This is a genomic window from Streptococcus sp. HMSC073F11 (genome assembly GCF_001810785.1).
Classification (GTDB): Bacteria; Bacillota; Bacilli; order Lactobacillales; family Streptococcaceae; genus Streptococcus.
Map to the genome: position 1 here is coordinate 731,686 of NZ_KV802690.1, position 22,308 is coordinate 753,993.

18 protein-coding genes and 2 pseudogenes are annotated in these 22,308 nt (G+C 39.0%); 4 read left to right on the top strand and 16 right to left on the bottom strand.

The genetic code is table 11. From position 1 onward, the window contains the following. Window positions 1-13: 13 nt before the first annotated feature. From HMPREF2764_RS09665 to HMPREF2764_RS05230, 7 genes and pseudogenes are all read right to left on the bottom strand, one after another. Window positions 14-154: pseudogene (locus tag HMPREF2764_RS09665) on the bottom strand (NUDIX hydrolase); the annotation flags it as partial. A gap of 77 nt (window positions 155-231) precedes the next feature. Continuing rightward, window positions 232-1,197 (bottom strand): substrate-binding domain-containing protein, encoded by a 966-nt coding sequence (locus tag HMPREF2764_RS05205; RefSeq protein WP_000789621.1) that lies wholly within the window; start codon window positions 1,195-1,197, stop codon window positions 232-234. A gap of 103 nt (window positions 1,198-1,300) precedes the next feature. Further along, on the bottom strand, window positions 1,301-2,245 hold the full coding sequence (gene rbsC / locus HMPREF2764_RS05210) for an ABC transporter permease subunit (RefSeq protein WP_070527732.1): 945 nt from the start codon (window positions 2,243-2,245) through the stop codon (window positions 1,301-1,303). Between the two features lies 1 nt (window position 2,246). After that, window positions 2,247-3,725, bottom strand: a complete 1,479-nt coding sequence (locus HMPREF2764_RS05215; protein WP_000687781.1) for a sugar ABC transporter ATP-binding protein — start codon at window positions 3,723-3,725, stop codon at window positions 2,247-2,249. 13 nt (window positions 3,726-3,738) lie between these two features. Beyond that, complete coding sequence (rbsD, locus tag HMPREF2764_RS05220; protein ID WP_000759835.1) at window positions 3,739-4,137, bottom strand: D-ribose pyranase; 399 nt, start codon at window positions 4,135-4,137, stop codon at window positions 3,739-3,741. Beyond that, the gene (gene rbsK, locus HMPREF2764_RS05225; protein ID WP_070527734.1) at window positions 4,112-5,023 is read right to left on the bottom strand and encodes a ribokinase; all 912 of its coding nucleotides are present in this window, start codon (window positions 5,021-5,023) and stop codon (window positions 4,112-4,114) included. The genes rbsD and rbsK overlap by 26 nt, the downstream gene beginning before the upstream one ends. Further along, window positions 5,023-5,997, bottom strand: a complete 975-nt coding sequence (locus HMPREF2764_RS05230; RefSeq protein ID WP_070527735.1) for a LacI family DNA-binding transcriptional regulator — start codon at window positions 5,995-5,997, stop codon at window positions 5,023-5,025. The genes rbsK and HMPREF2764_RS05230 overlap by 1 nt, the downstream gene beginning before the upstream one ends. Before the next feature lie 136 nt (window positions 5,998-6,133). On the opposite strand from HMPREF2764_RS05230, the pseudogene HMPREF2764_RS10010 reads away from it, so the two are divergent. After that, a pseudogene (locus HMPREF2764_RS10010) lies at window positions 6,134-6,211 on the top strand (DNA-binding transcriptional regulator); the annotation flags it as partial. Here HMPREF2764_RS10010 and HMPREF2764_RS05235 read toward each other — a convergent pair. From HMPREF2764_RS05235 to HMPREF2764_RS05250, 4 genes are all read right to left on the bottom strand, one after another. After that, window positions 6,208-6,675 carry an 8-oxo-dGTP diphosphatase gene (locus HMPREF2764_RS05235; protein ID WP_070527738.1) on the bottom strand — a complete coding sequence of 156 codons (468 nt, stop codon included), beginning with the start codon at window positions 6,673-6,675 and terminating at the stop codon, window positions 6,208-6,210. The pseudogene HMPREF2764_RS10010 and the gene HMPREF2764_RS05235 sit on opposite strands and share 4 nt — an antisense overlap. Before the next feature lie 72 nt (window positions 6,676-6,747). Beyond that, window positions 6,748-7,236: a GNAT family N-acetyltransferase gene (locus HMPREF2764_RS05240; RefSeq protein WP_049491712.1), complete on the bottom strand. Its 489-nt coding sequence runs from the start codon at window positions 7,234-7,236 to the stop codon at window positions 6,748-6,750. 14 nt (window positions 7,237-7,250) lie between these two features. Beyond that, the gene (gene uvrB, locus HMPREF2764_RS05245) at window positions 7,251-9,239 is read right to left on the bottom strand and encodes an excinuclease ABC subunit UvrB (RefSeq protein ID WP_070527741.1); all 1,989 of its coding nucleotides are present in this window, start codon (window positions 9,237-9,239) and stop codon (window positions 7,251-7,253) included. 76 nt (window positions 9,240-9,315) lie between these two features. Continuing rightward, entirely contained in the window at window positions 9,316-10,269 is a 954-nt protein-coding gene (locus HMPREF2764_RS05250; protein ID WP_070527744.1) for a CPBP family intramembrane glutamic endopeptidase, read from the bottom strand. A gap of 173 nt (window positions 10,270-10,442) precedes the next feature. On the opposite strand from HMPREF2764_RS05250, the gene HMPREF2764_RS05255 reads away from it, so the two are divergent. The 3 genes from HMPREF2764_RS05255 (at window position 10,443) to zwf (ending at window position 14,986) form a co-directional block, all read left to right on the top strand. Further along, window positions 10,443-12,608: an ABC transporter substrate-binding protein/permease gene (locus HMPREF2764_RS05255; RefSeq protein ID WP_070527747.1), complete on the top strand. Its 2,166-nt coding sequence runs from the start codon at window positions 10,443-10,445 to the stop codon at window positions 12,606-12,608. Continuing rightward, window positions 12,608-13,348, top strand: a complete 741-nt coding sequence (locus HMPREF2764_RS05260; RefSeq protein ID WP_001096315.1) for an amino acid ABC transporter ATP-binding protein — start codon at window positions 12,608-12,610, stop codon at window positions 13,346-13,348. The genes HMPREF2764_RS05255 and HMPREF2764_RS05260 overlap by 1 nt, the downstream gene beginning before the upstream one ends. A gap of 150 nt (window positions 13,349-13,498) precedes the next feature. Further along, window positions 13,499-14,986, top strand: coding sequence for a glucose-6-phosphate dehydrogenase (gene zwf / locus HMPREF2764_RS05265; protein ID WP_024057956.1), 1,488 nt, complete (start codon window positions 13,499-13,501; stop codon window positions 14,984-14,986). Between the two features lie 45 nt (window positions 14,987-15,031). Here the strand turns inward: zwf and ftsY are convergent, their stop codons facing one another. The 5 genes from ftsY to rnc are packed head-to-tail and all read right to left on the bottom strand — an operon-like array spanning window position 15,032 to window position 22,141. Continuing rightward, window positions 15,032-16,300, bottom strand: a complete 1,269-nt coding sequence (ftsY, locus tag HMPREF2764_RS05270; protein ID WP_070527750.1) for a signal recognition particle-docking protein FtsY — start codon at window positions 16,298-16,300, stop codon at window positions 15,032-15,034. A 3-nt stretch (window positions 16,301-16,303) separates the two neighbouring features. Further along, entirely contained in the window at window positions 16,304-17,122 is an 819-nt protein-coding gene (locus tag HMPREF2764_RS05275) for a Cof-type HAD-IIB family hydrolase (protein WP_070527753.1), read from the bottom strand. Further along, window positions 17,122-17,916 carry a Cof-type HAD-IIB family hydrolase gene (locus HMPREF2764_RS05280; RefSeq protein ID WP_070527756.1) on the bottom strand — a complete coding sequence of 265 codons (795 nt, stop codon included), beginning with the start codon at window positions 17,914-17,916 and terminating at the stop codon, window positions 17,122-17,124. The genes HMPREF2764_RS05275 and HMPREF2764_RS05280 overlap by 1 nt, the downstream gene beginning before the upstream one ends. Further along, entirely contained in the window at window positions 17,913-21,452 is a 3,540-nt protein-coding gene (gene smc / locus HMPREF2764_RS05285) for a chromosome segregation protein SMC (RefSeq protein WP_070527759.1), read from the bottom strand. Before smc ends, HMPREF2764_RS05280 begins: the two co-directional genes overlap by 4 nt. After that, entirely contained in the window at window positions 21,443-22,141 is a 699-nt protein-coding gene (rnc, locus tag HMPREF2764_RS05290) for a ribonuclease III (protein WP_000661487.1), read from the bottom strand. Before rnc ends, smc begins: the two co-directional genes overlap by 10 nt. Window positions 22,142-22,308: the final 167 nt, after the last annotated feature.

Consider the following 22,308-nt stretch of genomic DNA (forward strand, 5'->3'; position numbering starts at 1 on the left):
ATTTAGTAAAAGACTAGAAGATTTTCTTCTCCCAGCCATCTTCTATACGATGACGGTAGAAAAATTCAGATTTGTCCGGAGCTTCCATCATCTCCATCAAAGGTAGCATATCATAGGCCAGATCCAAGTTTGGAATCTGGTCTTTTTGAATCCAATAGCTCAAATAGTAACAATGATATTTAAAAACCACATTGAATGAAAATTAACAACTACTTGCTTACTAAAAATATATCACCAGTTATGTTGATCAACATTATCCTTAGTCACAAGATAAATTGGAGAAACTGTTTCTTTTTCCAGTTTTTTCCCTTGATAATGATCTATTGCTGATTGAATAGCAATTTCACCCATCTTAGCTGGTTGCTGAGCAATAGTGGCAGTAATATCACCTTTTGCAATAGCATCATGTGCATCTGGTTGACCATCAATACCAACAATTAATACATTGCTAAGACCAGCTGCTTTTACTGCTTGTGCAGCTCCTAACGCCATCTCATCATTCTGTGCAAAGATTGCTTGCACTTCTTTGTTTCCTTGAATCATATTTTGCGCTGTATTCAAAGCTTTTGCGCGGTCAAAATTAGCGGATTGACTAGAAAGAACATCTAAATTTGTCTTTGAAATTTGTTCAAATCCTTTACCTCTATCTACAGTTGCAGAAGCGCCAGGGACTCCTGATAATTCAAAAGTTTTTGCTTTTTCTCCCAATTGCTTGGTAATAAATTCTGCAGCCATTTTACCTGCTTCTACGTTATCAGAAGCAACAGTTGTCAAGACTTCACCTCCATTACTACCGCGGTCAATTAAGATTACCGGAATATTTGCATTATTAGCAGCTTTAATAGATGTAACAATTGCATCAGAATCAACTGGATTAATTAGTAAAGCATCAACATTTTGACTAATAAAATTTTGAATATCATCTGCTTGTCTAGCAGCATCATCTTGTGCATCTGCTATCTTCAAAGTTACTTCTTTTTCTCTTGCGGCTTTTTCAAGACCATCTTTCATAGCTACAAAATAGGGATTGTTAGTAGTCGAAATAGAAACTCCTAATTTTAATTCTTTTGCCGACTTTTGAATCGTAGATTTATTATCATTTGATGAATTTCCTAAACCAGTTTTTCCACAAGCTACTAAAGCAAAAATAAATGTTACAAACAAAGCAAAAATGCTAATTTTTTTAATATTTTTCATGTTATTACTCCTCGTAATATATATCTATAGGGATAGTTTCAATCCCGATTATTGTACGTCATCTAATAAATTGTTACTATTTCTAAAAAAATTGAAAATTATTCTACTGTTTTACAACTTTAAAACGATCAATCAGAACAGCAATTAAGATTACAACTCCTTTTACTACTTGTTGCCAAAATGCTGAAACACCGATAATATTAAGTCCATTATTCAAAACCCCAATAATTAAAGCACCTATTAAGGTCCCCAGTATGCGACCTTTACCTCCTGATAAAGAGGTTCCCCCAAGAACAACAGCTGCAATAGCATCCATTTCATAACTAGCACCTGCTGTTGGTTGAGCAGAACTTAAGCGTGATGTTATAATCAATCCAGAAATTGAAGCCATAATACCTGAAATTGAATAAATGATAATTTTCACTTTATTTAGTTTCACACCTGATATATATGCTGCTTTTTTATTCCCCCCTATAGCATACACAGATTTACCAAATGCTGTTTTATGAAGTAAAACATATAAAACAATAAATACAATAAACATAATAATTACAGGAAATGGAATTCCGACTATATAACCTTGCCCCAAAAATTGAAATAAGAATGTATCACTTAATCCTTTTGTGATAGGATTCCCATTTGTATAAACAAGTGTTGCGCCTCTAAAAATAGTCATAGTTGCTAAAGTAACGATAAATGGAGCTAATTTCCCGTAGGAAATCAATAAACCATTCATCATCCCCAGAATGCAACCCAAAATTAAAGAGATGAGAATTGCTAACGTAACAGGCATTCCAGATCCTAATAGGCCAGCGGTTAGCGCACTGGATAAGGCTAAAATTGATCCAACTGATAAATCAATTCCACCTGTTAGAATAACAAAGGTCATTCCAAAAGCGATCAGTGCATTTGATGTTACTTGCAATAGTAAATTTAACAGATTATTTGCTGTTAAAAAATTTGAATTGATAATAGTGATGACAGCCATTAAAATTATCAATGCTATTACTGTTGTCAATTCTGACATATACTTCATAGTATTTTTCACACTATTGTCCTCCTGTGGCTAGTTGCATAACTTTTTCTTGTGTAGCTTCTTGACGTGTTAATTCTCCACTAATTCTTCCTTCATGCATGACCATAATGCGATCACTGACTCCGATCACTTCTGGTAAATCTGAAGATACCATAATAATCGGTACACCTCGTTCAGCCAATTCATTCATTAATTGGTAAATTTCACGCTTAGCACCAACATCTACCCCACGAGTTGGCTCATCTAGAATCAGTACTTTTGGAGCAATACCTATCCATTTTGCTAAAACTACTTTCTGTTGATTACCACCAGAAAGTGTCCCAACTTCCTTATCTGGATAACCTGATTTAATTCGTAGCCTATCAATTAAACGTTGTACAAATATATCACTTGTTTTATTATCAAAAATGCCATTTTTAACAAAATCACGAGTACTAGGTAAAGTCATATTATCTTTAATAGAAAAATCTAAAATCAATCCCTCATCTTTACGATCTTCTGTTAAGAAACCAATTCCATGCTTAATTGCTTCAAAAGGATTTTTAATTATTAGTTGTTCTTCGTTTATTATAATTTGACCAGATTTTAAAGAATCAATTCCAAAAATTGCTCGCATTATTTCAGTACGACCAGCACCCATCAAACCAGAAAAACCAAGAATTTCCCCTTGACGTACATAGAAAGAAATATCCGTAAAAGCATCACCAGAAAGATTCTTAGCTTGAAAAACAATATTCCCAATCTCAGCCTTTTTTTCTGGATAATAATCTTCTAATTCACGACCTACCATCTTCTGAACTAATTCATCCGCATTAGTTAACTTCGTTTTCTTAGTATCAATTACAAACCCATCCCTCATAACAGTTATAAGATCTGTAATCTTAAAGATTTCTTCCATCCGATGTGAAATATACACAATACCTACACCATCAGATTTTAATCCTTCTATCACTTTAAAAAGTGTTTCAGTTTCACGATCAGTTAAAGCTGCTGTGGGTTCATCCATAATTAACAAGGAAACTTCTGATAATAGACATTTTGCTATTTCTATCATTTGTTGTTGTCCGACTGATAATTGACCAATGATTGCATCGAGAGGAATAGATATATTAAGACGTTTAAATGCTTCTTTAGCTTTCCTTTCCATACTAGCTTTATCTAGAAACCCAATCGAATTTTTAATTTCTCTTCCTAAAAAAAGATTATCAAGTACAGTCATATCTGGCCAAGTATTCATTTCTTGATGAATAAAACTCAGTCCAAACCGTTCTGCCTCTTGAGGATTAGAAAATGTTTTTTCTTTTCCATCAATAAAAATAGTTCCTGAAGTAGCTGGAAAAAGTCCAGTTAAAATATTCATTAAGGTTGATTTGCCTGCACCATTCTCTCCCATTAAAGCATGAACTTCTCCTGAATTAAGAACCAAATCAATACTTTCTAAAACACGATTATTCCCAAAAGATTTTGAAATGTTCTTCATTTCAATTTTCATAGGCAACCCCCTTCTAAATAATAACTCCTGATTGCAAGATTATATTCGAATATGGTGTATCTTCCCCAGTGCGAATAACTGCCTTAACTTTAGTATTCATAGCTTTCAATTCTTCATGACTAATATATTCAATAATTATATTCGATCCTAAAAGATCTAGAACTGCTTGCCACTGTTCTTTGTTTTTTTCCTTAATTTCTTCTGCTAAGAAAATTTTTTCAATAAGTACATGATCTGAATATTCTTTTAAAACTTCTAAAAAACTTGGACTGCCTTTTCTTAATGCTAAATCAATTTTATCAACACCTTTTGGAACTGGCAATCCTAAATCTCCGATACAAACCAAATCCATATGACCTAAATCATCAGCTAGTTTTGCTATATTACTATTTAAAATCCCATATTTCTTCATATCCTGAATGCTCCTTTATTTCTTTCAAACTCGGCATGCCTCCTTGCGCTCCAAACCTTTGAACAGAAAGATGTGAAGCAATCGTTGCAAAGGACAATGCAATATTCATCTCTTTTCCTTTTGAGATAGCATAAGCAAAAGCACCATTAAACGTATCTCCTGCTCCTGTAGTATCAACTACTTCTGCTTTTATAGCAGGAATCTTCTGAACTGCTGCCCCATCATAATAAATAGAACCTTCAACTCCTAATGTCACAATCATTTTATTAGGATAAATTTTAATAATTTCTTCTAATTTCTTATCTGGAAAAAGCTCTGAACATTCATGCTCATTAGGAGTAATAAAATCACAAAAAGGAATCATCTCTATATCCGTTTCTCTAGCTGGTGCAGGATTGTAAAGCACCTTAACTTTATTTTCTTGACAAAATTTAGCTATAGATAAGTTGGCTTCATGTGGTATTTCATTTTGTAATACAACAATACTTGCATCACTAATCAATTCCCACTCATTTTTCCAATCATTTGTTTTAACTAAATTATTCGCTCCGGGATAATAAATAATCCTATTATCACCTCCATATAAAGTAATTTGTGCAACTCCTGTAGATTGTGGTACCGTTCCCACATGTTCTGTAGAAATATTATTATTTTGCAGATTACTTAGTAAATCTGCTGAAAAAATATCTTCTCCGACGTTTCCAAATATGTAAATATTATCTTCTACACTGGATAATCTACCAATAGCTACAGCTTGATTTGCACCTTTTCCACCTGGAACTATATTAAATGAATCCCCAAAAATCGTTTCACCTCCTTCTGGAATCCTTTTTGTTCTCATAACTAAGTCCATTGAAATACTTCCAACAACAACAATTTTACTCATTACTTTCTCCTTAATGTATTTCTTTCTACGTATCTAACAGGTAGTTTAATTTTAACTTCATCTATAGAGAACTTATTTGCCATATTATAGATTAGCTTTGCAGCCTGTTCTCCCATTTTATATGATGATTGGTGAATAGTTGATAAAGAAGGGTAAATAAATTGACTAAGTACAATATCATCATAACCAATGATTTGAATATCATCTGGAATTTTTTTACCAATTGCTAAAATTTCATGAATATAAGCTATCGCATGAATATCAGAAGGCGCTATAATACTATCAATATTTGGATTTCTTTTTAGATTCTCTTTAGCTTCTTTTTGAATTTTTTCAAACTCAAATGTTTCACTTTCTTCAATACAAATCTCTAAAGATTTATTCCTCAAATAGTTTAAACTTGCTTCAAATCGTTCCGCAATGTTCTCAGCTTTATCATCTAAAACTTTAATAATCATAACTTGCTTAGCGCCAGCATTCCAAATTGCTTTAGCAGCTAAACGTCCACCCAACTGATTATCAGAAAAGACACCGTAACCTGTATCTTTACTAATCCGGTCAACCACAACAACAGGTAACGTCAAATTTGGAAATTCCTTTGTAAAGTCAAGTGTCGTTATAATACCAGCTGCATTTGTTTTTAACAAAAGGTTTATATATTCTTCTAACGAATCATGATCTGAAATAGTACCAACCATAATCCTATAACCTTTATCTTTCAAATATGATTCAGCTCCTCGAACCAATCTTGGGAAGAAGGGATTTGAAATATCTGGCAATAAGAGTCCTACCATTTGATTTTTTTTAGTCTTCAAAGATTGTGCTAATACATTCGGTGTGTAATTTAATTTCTTGATAGCATTTTTTATCTTTTCTCTAGCATCATCTCCGACATAGCCTTTTTTTGAAATATATCTTGAAACTGTTGATTTCGATACTCCAGCTTCTTCAGCAACCTGTTTTATTGTAGTCATCACTCCTCCTTTTTATATTATGGAACCGTTCCCTTATGTATATAGTAAGCGTTTTCTTTGTTTTTGTCAATACTTTTTTAGAAATATTTTTAATTTATTTCAGAGTATATATGTTTTTTCCTAATCTTCTATTACTATTAGACAGAAAACACAACAAGACCTCCACTATATCGAGGAGGCCTTGGATCAGCTAGGTTATTTAGTAAAAGACTAGAAGATTTTCTTCTCCCAATCGTCTTCTGTACAGCGAGGGTAGAAAAATTCAGATTTGTCCGGAGCTTCCATCATCTCCATCAAAGGTAGCATATCATAGGCCAGATCCAAGTTTGGAATCTGGTCTTTTTGCACCCAAGAAACTTCTCCTTCATCTGAAGAGCGAAGGGTACCAGAGAACTCAGTTGTCTTATAACAAACGACAATATAGCGCCCACCTGTATCCAGAGGCCAATTTTTAATACCGACAAGTTGAGGATTTTGGATAGTCAACCCTGTTTCTTCATAGATTTCACGAATGACAGACTCTGCGAAAGATTCGCCATTTTCTACATGGCCTCCTGGAAAGGCATAACCTGACCAGCGATTGGTTTCAGGAGCGCGATACTGCATCACCACGCGCTGAGTTTCGAGGTCTTCGATCAGACAAATGTTTGTTAAAATCGTTAATTGGGAACGGGACATAAATTTACTCGCTTTCTAATTTATTAAATTTTCAGACTTGGTACCAGAGATATTATCTTTTACTTTTTAAAATTATTTATAATAGAATACCATTCGTTTTTCCTTTATAGGCTTTCCAAGTTCAAGCATCTTTTCTTGTCCATCAAAAGTAAAGCCCATTTTTTGATAGAAAGCAATGGCGCGCTTATTATCTTTCAATACCCATAAGAAAATTTCAGAAAAATGATCAAGAGCAATCAAAGCTGCTTTTATTAACTTTTGTGCAATACCTTTTCCATAATAGTCTTTTAAAACATATAAGGCAATAATTTCGCCAGCTTGAATCGTCTCATCACGAAAGTTGCCATAACTAATAAAACCAACTACCTTCATGCCATCCATCGCAATCAATGTATTTTCTGGATATTTTTGACTAAAGAATCGACACCTTTCTAATGTCATTGTCTCCTGAAATTCTGCAGGCAAAAGGTCATCATAAGCCTCTCTCCACGTTTGCCAGTGAACAATGGATTTACCTTCTATCTCTTCAGGAGTTTCCATTGATTTGATAATAACCGTCATTTATTTTCTCCTCCTTAATCCAACACCTTCACTTCCAACATCATATCCCGAATCTGTGCTGCCAGTTCAAAGTCAAGCACTTCGACGGCTTCTTGCATTTGTTTTTCTAGTTTCTTGACTAGTTCTTTGCGCTCTTGTTTGTTAAGGCTATTGATATCGACTTCCTTCTCCTCTTCCTTAGAAACTGCCTTGGTCACAGCAATCAGATCACGGATTTCTTTCTTGATTGTCTGAGGCACAATACCATGTTCTTCATTATAGGCCATCTGGATTTTCCGACGGCGAGCAGTTTCATCGATGGCACGTTGCATAGATTGAGTCATCGTGTCCGCATACATGATGACATGTCCTTCGCTATTACGGGCAGCACGACCAATGGTCTGGATGAGTCCACGTTCGTTACGAAGGAAACCTTCCTTGTCAGCATCGAGAATAGCTACGAGGCTCACTTCAGGAACGTCAATTCCTTCACGGAGGAGGTTGATTCCGACCAAGACATCAAAGACACCCAAGCGCAGGTCACGGATAATCTCCGTCCGTTCCAAGGTCTTGATATCCGAGTGCATGTACTTGACCTTGATGCCCATTTCCTTGAAGTAGTCGGTCAAGTCTTCTGCCATTTTCTTGGTCAAGGTGGTGATAAAGGTTCGCTCGTTCTTTTCAACACGGGCATTGATTTCACCTAAGAGATCATCAATCTGTCCCATAGTCGGACGGACTTCCACCTCAGGATCCAAAAGACCTGTTGGACGAATGATTTGCTCAATCACTGTCTCAGTCTGTTCATTTTCATAGTCACCTGGTGTCGCTGAAACGTAAACAATCTGATGAACGTGACTCTCAAACTCCTCCCGACGGAGAGGACGATTATCCAGAGCAGACGGCAAACGGAAACCGTAATTTACTAACATTTCCTTACGAGAACGGTCTCCATTGTACATGCCTTTAATTTGCCCCATGGTCATGTGGCTCTCATCAATCATGATCAAGAAATCATCTGGGAAGAAGTCGAGAAGCGTATAAGGAGGCTCACCTTCGCTACGACCATCCATGTGACGTGAATAGTTTTCAACCCCATTTGTATAGCCCATCTCGCGCAGCATTTCGATATCGTACTCTGTCCGTTGTTTCAAGCGCTGGGCTTCAAGCAATTTACCTTCCTTCTCAAAGACAGCTAACTGCTCTTCTAATTCTGCTTGAATCTTGGCAATGGCAACTTCCATATGGTCGTCATTGGTCACAAAGTGAGTAGCTGGGAAAATCGCCAAATGATCCACTTCTCCCAACACCTGACCTGTCAGAGCCTCAACCTCACGGATACGGTCAATTTCATCTCCAAAAAATTCTACTCGAAAGGCGTGTTCATCACGGGAAGCTGGGAAAATCTCCACCACATCCCCACGCACACGAAATCTTCCCCGTTGGAAATCAATATCATTACGTTCAAACTGAATATCGACCAAGTCATTCAAGAGTTTATCACGAGAAATCTCTAGACCAGGACGGAGACTAACGACACTATCAGCGTATTCCTTGGGCGAACCCAAACCATAGATACAAGAGACTGAGGCCACGACAATAACATCATTACGCTCCAGAAGGGCCGAAGTCGCTGAGTGACGAAGTTTGTCAATCTCATCATTGACAGAGCTATCCTTTTCAATATAGGTATCGCTAGAAGGGACATAGGCCTCAGGTTGGTAATAATCATAGTAAGACACAAAGTACTCAACTGCATTTTCAGGGAAAAATTCCTTAAATTCTCCATAGAGCTGACCAGCAAGCGTCTTATTGTGAGCAATGACCAGAGTAGGTTTATTGACTTTGGAAATGACTTGACTCATGGTATAGGTCTTCCCTGTTCCAGTCGCCCCCATCAGAATCTGAGCTTTTTCTCCCCCCTCGATATTATCAACCAACTGCTCGATAGCTTGTGGTTGGTCTCCTGAAGGTTGATATTTTGATACTAGTTTAAATTGATTATCTGTAATGCGGTTAATCATAAGAATCCTCTCTCCATGTGCTATTCCTATTTTAGCATACTTATAGCATTTTCACGAAGAAAAGGACGGACCGAAGTCACATCCTTTCATTTTCTTTCTTTAATTGGTAAGCGAGATAGACAATCAAAAGTAACAAGACTAAACTTGTCATGATAGAACCTTCAATCCCAAAAGAACCACCTGATAGCCAGCCTTGATCGCCTTGTGGTAAAAAGGTCATCAAAGACGTTCCTGACTGCTGACCACTAACTAAAATCCCAAAAAGATTGCCCTGAGCAAAATTCCAGGCTCCATGAATACCTGCAACACCCCAAACTGTATCAGTTTTGAGAAGGTAAAGAGCCATGGCAACTCCGAATAAGAAGAGATTTACTAAAGATAGTGGTGTTAGACCAGAATTGCCCATATGAAGTAGGGTAAAGAATAAGCTAGATATAAGAACAGCTAGTTTTAGATTGGTTCTTGAGGCCAATTGAGGAAGGAGCCAGGTACGGGCCACCACTTCTTCTGTTGTCCCCTGTAAAATCCAAAATGGGATAGTAAAAATGACAAAGGCAAGCGAATAAGGATTCAAGTGAATGGATTCAAAACGATATTGCCCCAAGGCCACTAAACATAACAAAGTAAGAAGAAAAAGTGCCAGACCTAGACCAAATCCTTTCAGGAGACTACTGAGGAAATTTTCTTTATAAAATCCTAAAGTTCGAATAGGTCTTTTCTCAACTTTTCTAGTCCATCTGAACACAGTGTTGAGAACGAAACCAAAGGACAGCAATTCTAAAATTAAACGAAAGTCACTTGTTTTATCCGTCAAGCTCTGAAGCAAGGTTTGTAAGAAGGCAGCAAAAGCTTGACCACTCTCTCCAAAATTTCTAGCAAGTCCGATGAGTGCTAACAAACTAATACCATACAAAGTATAAGCCACAAACTCTCCTACGAAGACAAAAACAAAGGCTAACAAGAGACTTGTGTAAATGTATAAACTCATTTTTGAAGCTTGGAAGTCTTTAAATATTTTTTTGTTCTTCATATCCCTGTCCTCTTTCCTTCTATTATATACTATTATTATAGCACTTTGTGGTAGCAGTTCAAGAAAGAAATAAAGAGCTTTTATGTTATATCTTCTAACATAAAAGTCCCTAGATTTGCATTTTTTTGTTTTTTCTGATATAATGGGAAAATATTCGGAAAAGGAGACTAAAAATGAAGAAAAAATTTCTAGCATTTTTGCTAATTTTATTCCCAATTTTCTCATTAGGTATCGCGAAAGCTGAAACGATTAAGATTGTGTCTGATACCGCCTATGCACCTTTTGAGTTTAAAGATTCAGATCAAACTTATAAAGGAATTGATGTTGACATTATCAACAAAGTCGCTGAGATTAAAGGATGGAACATTCAGATGTCTTATCCTGGTTTTGACGCAGCGGTAAATGCGGTTCAAGCTGGTCAAGCTGACGCTATCATGGCAGGGATGACAAAGACTAAAGAACGTGAAAAAGTCTTCACCATGTCTGATACTTACTATGATACAAAAGTTGTCATTGCTACTACAAAGGCACACAAGATTAGTAAATATGACCAATTAACTGGCAAAACCGTTGGTGTTAAAAACGGAACTGCTGCTCAACGTTTTCTTGAAACAATCAAAGATAAATACGGCTTTACTATTAAAACATTTGACACTAGTGATTTGATGAACAACAGCTTGAGTGCTGGTGCCATCGATGCCATGATGGATGACAAACCTGTTATCGAATATGCCATTAACCAAGGGCAAGACCTCCATATTGAAATGGATGGTGAAGCTGTAGGTAGCTTTGCTTTCGGTGTTAAAAAAGGTAGCAAATACGAGCACCTAGTTACTGAATTTAACCAAGCCTTGGCTGAAATGAAAAAAGATGGTAGTCTTGATAAAATCATCAAGAAATGGACTGCTTCATCATCTTCAGCAGTGCCAACTACAACTACTCTAGCAGGCTTAAAAGCCATTCCTGTTAAAGCTAAATACATCATTGCCAGCGATTCTTCTTTTGCACCTTTTGTGTTCCAAAACTCAAGCAACCAATTTACTGGTATTGATATGGACTTGATTAAGGCTATCGCTAAAGACCAAGGTTTCGAAATTGAAATCACCAACCCTGGTTTTGATGCCGCTATCAGTGCTGTTCAAGCTGGACAAGCTGATGGTATCATTGCTGGTATGTCTGTCACAGATGCTCGTAAGGCAACTTTTGACTTCTCAGAATCCTACTACACTGCTAATACAATCCTTGGTGTCAAAGAATCAAGTACCATTGCTTCTTATGAAGATTTGAAAGGGAAGACAGTTGGTGTTAAAAACGGAACTGCTTCTCAAACATTCCTAACAGAAAATCAAAGCAAATACGGTTACAAAATCAAAACCTTCGCTGATGGTTCTTCAATGTATGACAGTTTAAATACTGGGGCAATCGATGCGGTTATGGATGATGAGCCTGTCCTCAAATATTCTATCAGTCAAGGGCAAAAATTGAAAACACCAATCGCTGGAACTCCAATCGGTGAAACAGCCTTTGCCGTTAAAAAAGGAGCAAATCCAGAATTGATTGAAATGTTCAACAACGGACTTGCAAACCTTAAAGCAAACGGTGAATTCCAAAAGATTCTTGACAAATACCTAGCTAGCGAATCTTCAACTACTTCAACAAGCACTGTTGACGAAACAACTATCTGGGGCTTGCTTCAAAATAACTACAAACAGCTCCTTAGCGGACTTGGTATCACTCTTGCTCTAGCTCTTATCTCATTTGCTATTGCTATTGTTATCGGGATTATCTTCGGTATGTTTAGCGTTAGCCCCTACAAATCTCTTCGTGTGATCTCTGAGATTTTCGTTGACGTTATCCGTGGTATTCCTTTGATGATTCTTGCAGCCTTCATCTTCTGGGGAATTCCAAACTTCATCGAGTCCATCACAGGCCAACAAAGTCCAATTAACGACTTTGTAGCTGGTACCATTGCCCTATCACTCAATGCTGCTGCTTATATCGCTGAAATCGTTCGTGGTGGTATTCAGGCCGTTCCGGTTGGCCAAATGGAAGCCAGCCGAAGCTTGGGTATCTCTTATGGAAAAACCATGCGTAAGATTATCTTGCCACAAGCGACTAAATTGATGTTGCCAAACTTTGTTAACCAATTCGTTATCGCTCTTAAAGATACAACCATCGTATCTGCTATCGGTTTGGTTGAACTCTTCCAAACTGGTAAGATTATCATCGCCCGTAACTACCAAAGTTTCAAGATGTATGCAATCCTTGCTATCTTCTATCTTGTAATTATCACACTTTTGACTAGACTAGCGAAACGCTTAGAAAAGAGGATTCGTTAATGGCAAAACTAAAAATTGATGTAAATGATTTACACAAGCACTATGGAAAAAATGAAGTTTTAAAAGGAATTACGACTAAATTCTATGAAGGAGATGTTGTTTGTATCATTGGTCCTTCAGGTTCTGGTAAATCGACCTTCCTTCGTAGCCTCAACCTTCTAGAAGAAGTTACTAGCGGTCACATCACTGTGAACGGTTATGACTTAACTGAAAAAACAACCAACGTTGACCACGTCCGTGAAAATATCGGAATGGTTTTCCAACACTTCAACCTCTTCCCACACATGTCTGTATTGGATAACATTACTTTTGCTCCTATCGAGCACAAGTTGATGACTAAGGAAGAAGCTGAGAAATTGGGAATGGAGTTGCTTGACAAGGTTGGGCTAGCAGATAAAGCTAATGCTAATCCAGATAGCCTATCAGGTGGTCAAAAACAACGTGTGGCTATCGCTCGTGGACTAGCAATGAATCCAGACATCATGCTCTTTGATGAACCAACTTCTGCCCTTGACCCTGAGATGGTCGGAGACGTACTAAACGTTATGAAGGAATTGGCTGAGCAAGGTATGACCATGATTATCGTAACCCATGAGATGGGATTTGCTCGTCAGGTTGCCAACCGCGTTATCTTTACTGCGGATGGTGAATTCCTTGAAGACGGAACACCTGATCAAATCTTTGATAACCCACAGCACCCACGTCTGAAAGAGTTCTTGGACAAGGTCTTAAACGTCTAAAGTCAAACTGTAAGGATTTCCTTGCAGTTTTTTTCTATCTCGTATTGGATTTTTTGATTTTTCGGAAAATTATGTTAGAATTAAGTTTATGAAATGAGGTTTCCTCATACCTAGCAAGACTAGGAATAAAAATAGAAATTAGGTAGCTAGATGTCATCTAAGGTTATTGTTACAATTTTCGGTGCGAGTGGAGACCTGGCTAAACGCAAGCTCTACCCTTCCCTTTTTAGACTATATAAATCCGGCAATCTTTCCGAACACTTTGCAGTCATTGGAACTGCTCGTCGTCCTTGGAGCAAGGAATATTTTGAATCTGTTGTAGTCGAATCCATCCTTGATTTGGCAGATAGTACCGAACAGGCTCAAGAGTTCGCTAGCCACTTCTACTATCAAAGTCATGATGTCAATGATACAGAGCACTACATTGCTTTGCGTCAATTGCAGGCTGAACTAAATGACAAATACCAAGCTGAACACAACAAGCTCTTCTTCTTGTCTATGGCACCTCAGTTCTTTGGAACTATCGCCAAACACCTCAAGTCTGAAAACATTGTGGATGGTAAAGGTTTTGAGCGCTTAATCGTTGAAAAACCATTTGGTACAGATTACGCAACTGCAAGCAAGTTGAATGACGAGCTCCTAGCAACATTTGACGAAGAACAAATTTTCCGTATTGACCATTATCTTGGTAAGGAAATGATCCAAAGTATCTTTGCAGTTCGCTTTGCAAACTTGATTTTTGAAAATGTTTGGAACAAGGATTTTATCGACAATGTTCAAATTACTTTTGCAGAGCGCTTGGGTGTAGAAGAACGTGGTGGCTACTATGACCAATCTGGTGCCCTCCGCGACATGGTACAAAACCATACACTACAACTGCTTTCTCTCCTTGCCATGGACAAGCCAGCAAGCTTCACAAAAGACGAGATTCGTGCTGAGAAGATTAAGGTCTTTAAAAACCTCTATCACCCAACTGATGAAGAACTTAAAGAATACTTTATCCGTGGTCAATACCGCTCTGGTAAGATTGATGGCATGAAATATATCTCTTATCGTAGTGAACCAAATGTGAATCCAGAATCTACAACTGAAACCTTTGCATCTGGTGCCTTCTTTGTAAACAGCGATCGATTCCGTGGTGTTCCTTTCTTCTTCCGTACTGGTAAACGTCTGACTGAAAAAGGAACTCATGTCAACATCGTCTTTAAACAAATGGATTCTATCTTTGGAGAACCACTTGCTCCAAACATTTTGACCATCTATATCCAACCAACAGAAGGCTTCTCTCTTAGCCTAAATGGGAAGCAAGTAGGAGAAGAATTTAACTTGGCTCCTAACTCACTTGATTACCGTACAGATGCGACTGCAACTGGTGCTTCCCCAGAACCATACGAGAAATTAATCTATGATGTCTTAAATAACAACTCAACTAACTTTAGCCACTGGGATGAAGTTGGCGCATCATGGAAATTGATTGACCGTATCGAAGAGCTCTGGGCTGAAAATGGTGCCCCACTTCATGACTATAAAGCTGGAAGCATGGGCCCTCAAGCAAGCTTTGACTTACTTGAAAAATTCGGTGCCAAATGGACTTGGCAACCAGATATTGCCTACCGTCAAGATGGTCGCTTAGAATAAAAAAATTTCCTGCAAGTTTGTAGCTTGCAGGATTTTTGTTTCTGATTAGATTAAACCTTCCAAGAGACCCTTCATAAAGTTTTCTGAGTTAAACTCGCCAATATCATCGATTTTTTCACCAAATCCAATCAATTTTACAGGAATATTGAGTTCTTCTCGGATGGCTAAAACAACCCCACCTCGAGCAGTTCCATCAATCTTAGTCAAGACAATTCCTGTCAAAGGGGTAATTTTTGAAAATTCTTTGGCCTGTACCAGGGCATTTTGACCAGTTGAAGCATCGAGTGCCAGGAAGGTTTCATGTGGTGCTTCAGGCACAACACGCTTGATAATGCGTCCAATCTTCTCCAACTCAGCCATAAGGTTGTCCTTGTTTTGCAGACGACCAGCGGTATCAATCATGAGAATATCGATACCTTCAGCCACGGCACGTTCCATTCCATCAAAGACTACACTGGCTGGGTCAGCTTTTTCAGGTCCAGTCACAACTGGAACGTCTACACGACGGCCCCATTCAGCAAGCTGGGCTACTGCTCCTGCACGGAAGGTATCTGCCGCAACCAGCATGACCTTTTTACCAGCTTGTTTATAGCGGTGAGCTAGTTTCCCAATAGAAGTTGTTTTCCCAACACCATTAACACCAACAAAGAGCATGACTGTCAAGCCATCTTGGAAGTGGATTCTTTCATCGTAGTTGCCACCTTTTTCATAAAGTTCAACCAATTTCTCAATGATGACACGGCGAAGTGCGTCAGGTTTCTTGGCGTTTTCAAGCTTGGCTTCGTAGCGTAGCTCCTCCGTTAAGTTAGAAGCGACTTGAACACCAACGTCACTCATAATCAGCAGTTCTTCCAATTCCTCGAAGAATTCTTCGTCAACAGAGCGGAAGTTAGCAAAGAAGGCATTCAAGCGGGCACCAAATCCTGTACGAGTTTTCTTAAGACTGCGGTCATATTTTTCCTGAACAGTTTCTTCTACCTGAGGCCTTTCTGCTTCAAGAACTCCAGAACTATTTTCTTCTACAGCTTCTATGAACTCAGGATTTTCTTCCTCTGAGACTTCTTCTGAGTTTGGAAATTCTTCGACTTCTTCTTGAGAAACTTCTACAGCTGGCTCTGAATCCATACTTTCTTCAACTGTGTCTTGGATTTTCTCTTCTTCAAGCACAGCTTCTTCAGCAATTTCTGCTTCTTCTTGAGAAACTCCCTCAGCTTCTGTATCTTCAGACAAATCAAGATTTTCCAGAGCTTCTTTTACAACTTCTTCGATTTTAGGTTCTTCTTTTTTTCCGAATAGACGGTCAAATAATCCCATATCTTAATTCTCCTTTAGCACATATTCTTCGATAGCCCAGGCGACAGCTTCCTCATCGTTGGTCATAGGAGTTACCACATTTGCGACTTCCTTGACTTCAGGAACAGCGTTTTGCATGGCAACACCGAGTCCTGCCCACTCAATCATAGAAAGGTCATTGGCCTCATCACCACAGGCCATGACTTGGCTTTGGTCGATTCCAAGATGGCTGATTAGTTTAGCCAAACCTGTTGCTTTATGAACATTCTTTGGTGACCACTCTAGCAACATTTCACGTGATTTAAAGATTTCATATTGGTCAAACAATTCTGGAGAAATCTTCTGAATGGCTGCATCCAAGGGTTCTTGAGCAAAGGCAGTTACGCATTTATTATAAGTCATTTGACTAGACAAGTCTTCAAAGTCCACTGGAACAAAGGTCAAAGCTGGATTGAATTTGGCATAAAGACTTTCTTGGTCCGATTGGATTTGATAAACCGTTCCTTCTGAGATAGCATCAAGAGGCAGTGATAATTTCTCTGTTTCCTCATACAAGCGTGCCACATCATCATAGGAAAAGACTGTCTTATCAAGGATTTCACCTGTATTTTTCTGAACCAAACCACCATTAAAAGTAATCGTATACTCATCTTCCTGACCGTCAGTCCCTAGCTCATGGAGAAAGAAATCCATAGCTTTTAAGGGACGACCAGTTGTCAATACGACCTTGATACCACGATCACGCGCAGCTTTCAAAGTTGCCTTGGTACGAGCCGTCAGCCTTTTATCAGTAGTCAGCAAGGTCCCATCCAAGTCCAATGCAATCAATTTTATATCTGCCATTATAAGCCCTCCATATAAGCGATAACCGACTGGTCCTTATGGTGACCAATCATAGTCTCTGCTAATTCTAAAATCTCTGGTCGTGCATTTTCAGGAGCCACAGGATATCCCACAACCTGCATCATATGCAAGTCATTTAGATTGTCTCCAAAAGCCATAACCTGATCCATTGTGATACCAAGTTTTTTAGCCAATTCAACAATAGCCACACCCTTATCGACATAGTCCAGAACAATATCAATGGATTCAAAGCCAGTTGTCATGGCCTTAACACCAGGCACGTTTTCGTTTACCCAAGCCTCCCCAGCTTCCAGCGTTTCTTCTGTGAAGTTGGTTGTAAATTTGAAAATGTCATCTGTGATATCTTCCAAACTCGCTACTTTTTGGATATTTTCATTATAGTGCTGACTCACTTTTAAATAAGTCTCATCAACTGTATCTAGCACATAAGAGCCTTTTTTCCCCGTCAAGAGCAATTTATTGATATCTACATAAGGTGACGTTTTCAGCTTTTCAAAAGTTGCCAGATAAAACTCACGAGACATGGTCGCTTCATACAAGTCTTGACCTTGATATTCTACCAAACTGCCATTTTCCGCGATAAAAATAATGTCATCACGAACATCAGCAAATAATTTTTCTAGAGATAAAAATCCGCGCCCCGAAGCCACCGCAAAGTAAATCCCTTTTTCCTTGTAGGAAACCAAGAGAGACTTGAGGCGGTCCATATCAAAGCGTCCATTCTCATCTAGGAAGGTTCCGTCCATATCTGTTGCTACTAGTTTAATTGTCATCCTTCAATACTTTCTAAATCTTTTAACTTAACTGAAACAATTTTTGAGACACCTGATTCTTGCATGGTCACTCCATAGATGGAATCAGCCGCTGCCATGGTTCCCTTACGGTGGGTCACAACGATAAACTGGCTGTCCTTGTCAAATCGATTGAGGTAATCCCCAAAGCGTTTAACATTGGCTTCGTCAAGCGCAGCCTCTACCTCATCCAAGATAACAAATGGAATAGTCTTGACACGAATAATGGAGAAAAGCAAAGCAAGAGCTGATAAGGCTTTTTCACCACCACTCATGAGGTTAAGCGACTGGATTTTCTTACCTGGAGGTTGAACAGAAATCTCAACCCCAGCTGTCAGCAGGTCTCCATCAGTCAAAATCAGGTCCGCCTGACCTCCGCCAAACATTTGCTTGAAGGTCACTTTAAAGGACTCACGAATAGCTTCAAAAGTTGATTTAAAGCGTTCCTTGACCTCATCATTCATCTCTGTAATGGTCTCAAGGAGCAGGTTTTTCGCTGACAAAATGTCATCTCGCTGGCTATTGAGGAAATCCAGACGACTGTGAACTTCTTCGTACTGTTCAATAGCATTCAAATTGACAGGACCCAGTGAGCGAATAGCCTTCTCTAAATCATGCACCTCTTGCTCCGCCAGATTGAGGTTTTCCAATTCATGTGCCTTTTCTAGTGCTTCAGTATAGCTAATCTGATACTGGTCTGTTAATTGACTTTGTAGATGGCGTAAGCGCTCGCTGACCTTTTCTTTCTTAGCTTCAGCACGTGTTTGCTTGCGAATCCACTCTTCATTCTGCTGGCGAGCCTGATCCAAATGACTAGCAATATCATCCAGTTGACCTTCAATATCATCCAACTCAAACTGCTTGCGAATCAAACCTTGTTGGAGATTTGTTTTCTGGTTTTTGGCTTCTTCAGCCTGTTGACTGAGCAATTCTGTATCAACTTTCTCAAGATTGTCAACCTTTTCTTGAAGAAGGCGCTGGATTTCCTCTTGTTCGATATCTAAATTGTCCAATTCTTTGCCTAAACGCTCAATATCAGCTACTTCATAACGTTTTTGTCCTTGCAGTTCAGTCTTAAGCAAGCGAGCCTGCGCTAGCTCTTCCTGCAAGTTTTGATAGCGTTCTTGGATGGCATTTTTGTTAGACTTAATCTCGTCAATCTCAGCTTCCAGATTTTGCTTGTCACTGGCAATAGTGGCAAGGCGTGCTTGGCATTTTTCCTTATCTGCTTGCCAATCTCCGTCAGAAAGACGATCTAATTCCTCTTCTTGGAGTTTCCAAAGAGTTTCTAGCTCTTCAACTTGCTGACTGGTCTGCTGATAAGCGAGGGACAAGCCCTGCTCCTGAATACGTGCCTGCTCACCCTGAGATTTGATGGCTTCTAATGATTCGGTCAATCTAGCCATCTTGTCTTGCAAGGTCTTCAAAGTCGCCTCTTCTGAACGAAGACTTGCTTCTTCTTCAGAAATTTCTTTTTGTAATTGCTCCAGTTCTGGCTTGATAAAAATGCTGTTATTCTGGCGATTGGCTCCACCTGCATAGGAACCACCTGTACGTAACTCTGTTCCATCAAGGGTTACCATACGAACCTGATAACGAACTTGGCGAGCTGCTGCACGCGCATGTTCTACTGTATCAAAGATAGCCGTTGTAGCTAGCAAATTCTTGAAAATAGCTTCCAACCTATTATCGAAAGTAACCAACTCATCTGCCATGCCCAGAAATCCTGGAATTGCAGCGATAGCATCTTGGTTCTGACTTGAAATCGTACGAGCCTTGATCGTTGTCAAAGGAAGAAAGGTTGCACGACCGGCTCTGTTGCGTTTGAGGAAATCAATAGCCTTAGTCGCCGCGTTCTCATCTTCCACAATAATATGCTGGCTACTTGCCCCTAAGGCAATCTCTAGGGCTGTTTGATAATGCACATCAAAGGTCAGGTGCTCACTAACAGCACCAATAATACCACCAAGACGGTCTTTTTCTTGAAGAACACTCTTGACACCTGCATAAAAGTTACTATGATTTCTCAGGATATTTTCCAAACTTTGGGCTCTAGCCTGCTTGTTTTTGAGACTATCCAGACGGTCAAAGAGTTGACTTTGTTGAGCTTGATAGGAAGTTTTCTGCTCTTCTTGTTCCTTGGCAATAGCTTGATAGTCGGCCAATAATTTTTGAACCTGTTCCTTAGCAGTTTCAAGCTCTTCTTTTTGCTGACTAGCCTTCTCTTTAGCTGTAGCCAGCTGTTCTTTCAGCTTTTCTAGTTGATCTGCTTGTTTTTGAGAAAGCTGACGACTATTTTCCAACTCGTTTTCGATACGGGTCAACTGGTTTGAGACATCCGCTTCTTCTTGTAAAAGCGCCACAAAGCGTTCACGCAAGAGCTCAATCATCTGATCAGGATCATCTGAAAAAGCCAGCAATTCAGCTTCTAAACGATTAAGTTTTTGATTATTTTGGACTAGATTTTCCTCTAACAGAGTTAATGAGCTTTCTTTATCAGATTTTTCTTGGCTGAGTAAATTTCTCTTATCCTCCAAAGTAGCCAAACGGGCTTGTGCTTCCTGTTGATTGATGGCTACTTGCTCAGATTCCAGTTTCGATAGGGCTAATTTCCTCTCTAAATCACTAATCAGACTAGTCAAATCCATCAAACTACCCTGGTCTTTAGCCATTTCAGCCTGCAAATCTTGGCGTTGCTTTTTTAGAGTTTGATTTTCTTCTTCTAATTTTTCACGCTTTTGGTAATAGCTTGTCAAGAGTTCCTGAACTTGTGCCAACTCTTCTTCTGTCGACTCTAGTTCAGCCTTATTTTCCTTGATTTGAGCAACCAGCACGTCTAAATAAATAGCCTTGCGTTGACCTTCCAAGTCTAAAAACTTACGGGCATTCTCAGCTTGCTTCTCAAGAGGCTTGATTTGATTGTCCAACTCATAGATAATATCCTCTAAGCGGTCTAGATTATCCTGAGTTTGCTGCAGTTTACTCTCAGTTTCTTTTCGACGAGTCTTGTATTTCAAAACTCCTGCAGCTTCTTCGAAAATAGCACGGCGTTCTTCAGGCTTGGAGTTGAAAATCTCCTCAACCTTCCCTTGGGAAATGATGGAGAAGGAATCTCGTCCCAAACCTGTATCCAAGAAAAGGTCATGAATATCACGCAGACGGACTTTCTTGCCGTCAATCTTGTATTCGCTATCTCCACTACGATAGATATGGCGTTCTACTCTGATTTCTTGACCTGCATCCTTGATAAATCCGTCATGATTATTCAGAGTCACAACTACAGAAGCATAATTGAGTGGTTTGCGACTTTCTGTTCCAGCAAAGATGACATCTGGCATCTTGCCACCACGGAGACTCTTAACACTTGACTCCCCCAAGGCCCAACGAAGACTTTCTGTAATATTCGACTTTCCAGAACCATTGGGTCCAACAACTGCCGTCACACCTTGGTCAAAGATGACCTTAGTCTTGTCAGCAAAAGACTTGAATCCCTGAATTTCGATTTCCTTTAAATACATGAATCCAGCCCTTTCTCAACGGCATTTTTGGCAGCTTCCTGCTCTGCTAATTTCTTAGAACGACCTTGACCTTGACCGATGCTCTTACCTTCAACGAGAACTTCTACATCAAAAACCTTATCGTGAGCAGGCCCTGTTTCAGAAATCACCTGATAACGAATAGCCACATCCCCATTGACCTGAAGCAACTCTTGGAGATGGGTTTTGTAGTCTGTAATCATCTCAAATTCGCCTGCTTCAACCTTAGGAATCATGACTTGATAGATAAATTCCTTGACTTTGGCCACATCCTTGTCCAAAAGGAGGGCACCAAGAAAGGCCTCAAAGGCATCACCAAGAATGGTATCACGATTGCGACCACCAGATTTTTCTTCCCCCTTACCCAGCTTGATAAACTGATCAAACTGACAATCACGCGCAAAACCAGCTAAACTCTCCTCGCGGACAATCATGGCACGGAGTTTAGACAAGTCACCCTCAGGCTTTTTAGGATATTTTTTATACAGATATTCTGAAATCAATAACTGTAGAACAGCGTCTCCTAAAAATTCCAAGCGTTCATTGTGTGAAATTTTTAAGAGGCGGTGCTCATTGGCATAACTCGTATGAGTAAAGGCAGTCTCCAGTAAATTTTTATCTGCAAATTCGATTGCAAAATGGTTCTTTAGTACAGTTTGTAATTCTTTCATACCAACCTCTTTCTAACTGATAACAGTCCTTTTTATTATATCAAAAAAAGCCCCCTGAGTCACTTTAAAACGGGACTGGAGAGCATTTGGGAATTCTTTAAAAAGAGATTTTCAGTTTTAAGGGCCAATTTAGGGCTGTGTAAAGAAAAAAGCCCTATTAAAGGCTT

Excerpts from the sequence above, each read along its gene's own strand:
- HMPREF2764_RS05205 (WP_000789621.1), bottom strand. The coding sequence starts at position 1,197 with ATGAAAAATATTAAAAAAATTAGCATTTTTGCTTTGTTTGTAACATTT.
- HMPREF2764_RS05215 (WP_000687781.1), bottom strand. The coding sequence starts at position 3,725 with ATGAAAATTGAAATGAAGAACATTTCAAAATCTTTTGGGAATAATCGT.
- rbsD (WP_000759835.1), bottom strand. The coding sequence starts at position 4,137 with ATGAAGAAATATGGGATTTTAAATAGTAATATAGCAAAACTAGCTGAT.
- rbsK (WP_070527734.1), bottom strand. The coding sequence starts at position 5,023 with ATGAGTAAAATTGTTGTTGTTGGAAGTATTTCAATGGACTTAGTTATG.
- HMPREF2764_RS05230 (WP_070527735.1), bottom strand. The coding sequence starts at position 5,997 with ATGACTACAATAAAACAGGTTGCTGAAGAAGCTGGAGTATCGAAATCA.
- HMPREF2764_RS05235 (WP_070527738.1), bottom strand. The coding sequence starts at position 6,675 with ATGTCCCGTTCCCAATTAACGATTTTAACAAACATTTGTCTGATCGAA.
- HMPREF2764_RS05240 (WP_049491712.1), bottom strand. The coding sequence starts at position 7,236 with ATGACGGTTATTATCAAATCAATGGAAACTCCTGAAGAGATAGAAGGT.
- uvrB (WP_070527741.1), bottom strand. The coding sequence starts at position 9,239 with ATGATTAACCGCATTACAGATAATCAATTTAAACTAGTATCAAAATAT.
- HMPREF2764_RS05250 (WP_070527744.1), bottom strand. The coding sequence starts at position 10,269 with ATGAAGAACAAAAAAATATTTAAAGACTTCCAAGCTTCAAAAATGAGT.
- HMPREF2764_RS05255 (WP_070527747.1), top strand. The coding sequence starts at position 10,443 with ATGAAGAAAAAATTTCTAGCATTTTTGCTAATTTTATTCCCAATTTTC.
- HMPREF2764_RS05260 (WP_001096315.1), top strand. The coding sequence starts at position 12,608 with ATGGCAAAACTAAAAATTGATGTAAATGATTTACACAAGCACTATGGA.
- zwf (WP_024057956.1), top strand. The coding sequence starts at position 13,499 with ATGTCATCTAAGGTTATTGTTACAATTTTCGGTGCGAGTGGAGACCTG.
- ftsY (WP_070527750.1), bottom strand. The coding sequence starts at position 16,300 with ATGGGATTATTTGACCGTCTATTCGGAAAAAAAGAAGAACCTAAAATC.
- HMPREF2764_RS05275 (WP_070527753.1), bottom strand. The coding sequence starts at position 17,122 with ATGGCAGATATAAAATTGATTGCATTGGACTTGGATGGGACCTTGCTG.
- HMPREF2764_RS05280 (WP_070527756.1), bottom strand. The coding sequence starts at position 17,916 with ATGACAATTAAACTAGTAGCAACAGATATGGACGGAACCTTCCTAGAT.
- smc (WP_070527759.1), bottom strand. The coding sequence starts at position 21,452 with ATGTATTTAAAGGAAATCGAAATTCAGGGATTCAAGTCTTTTGCTGAC.
- rnc (WP_000661487.1), bottom strand. The coding sequence starts at position 22,141 with ATGAAAGAATTACAAACTGTACTAAAGAACCATTTTGCAATCGAATTT.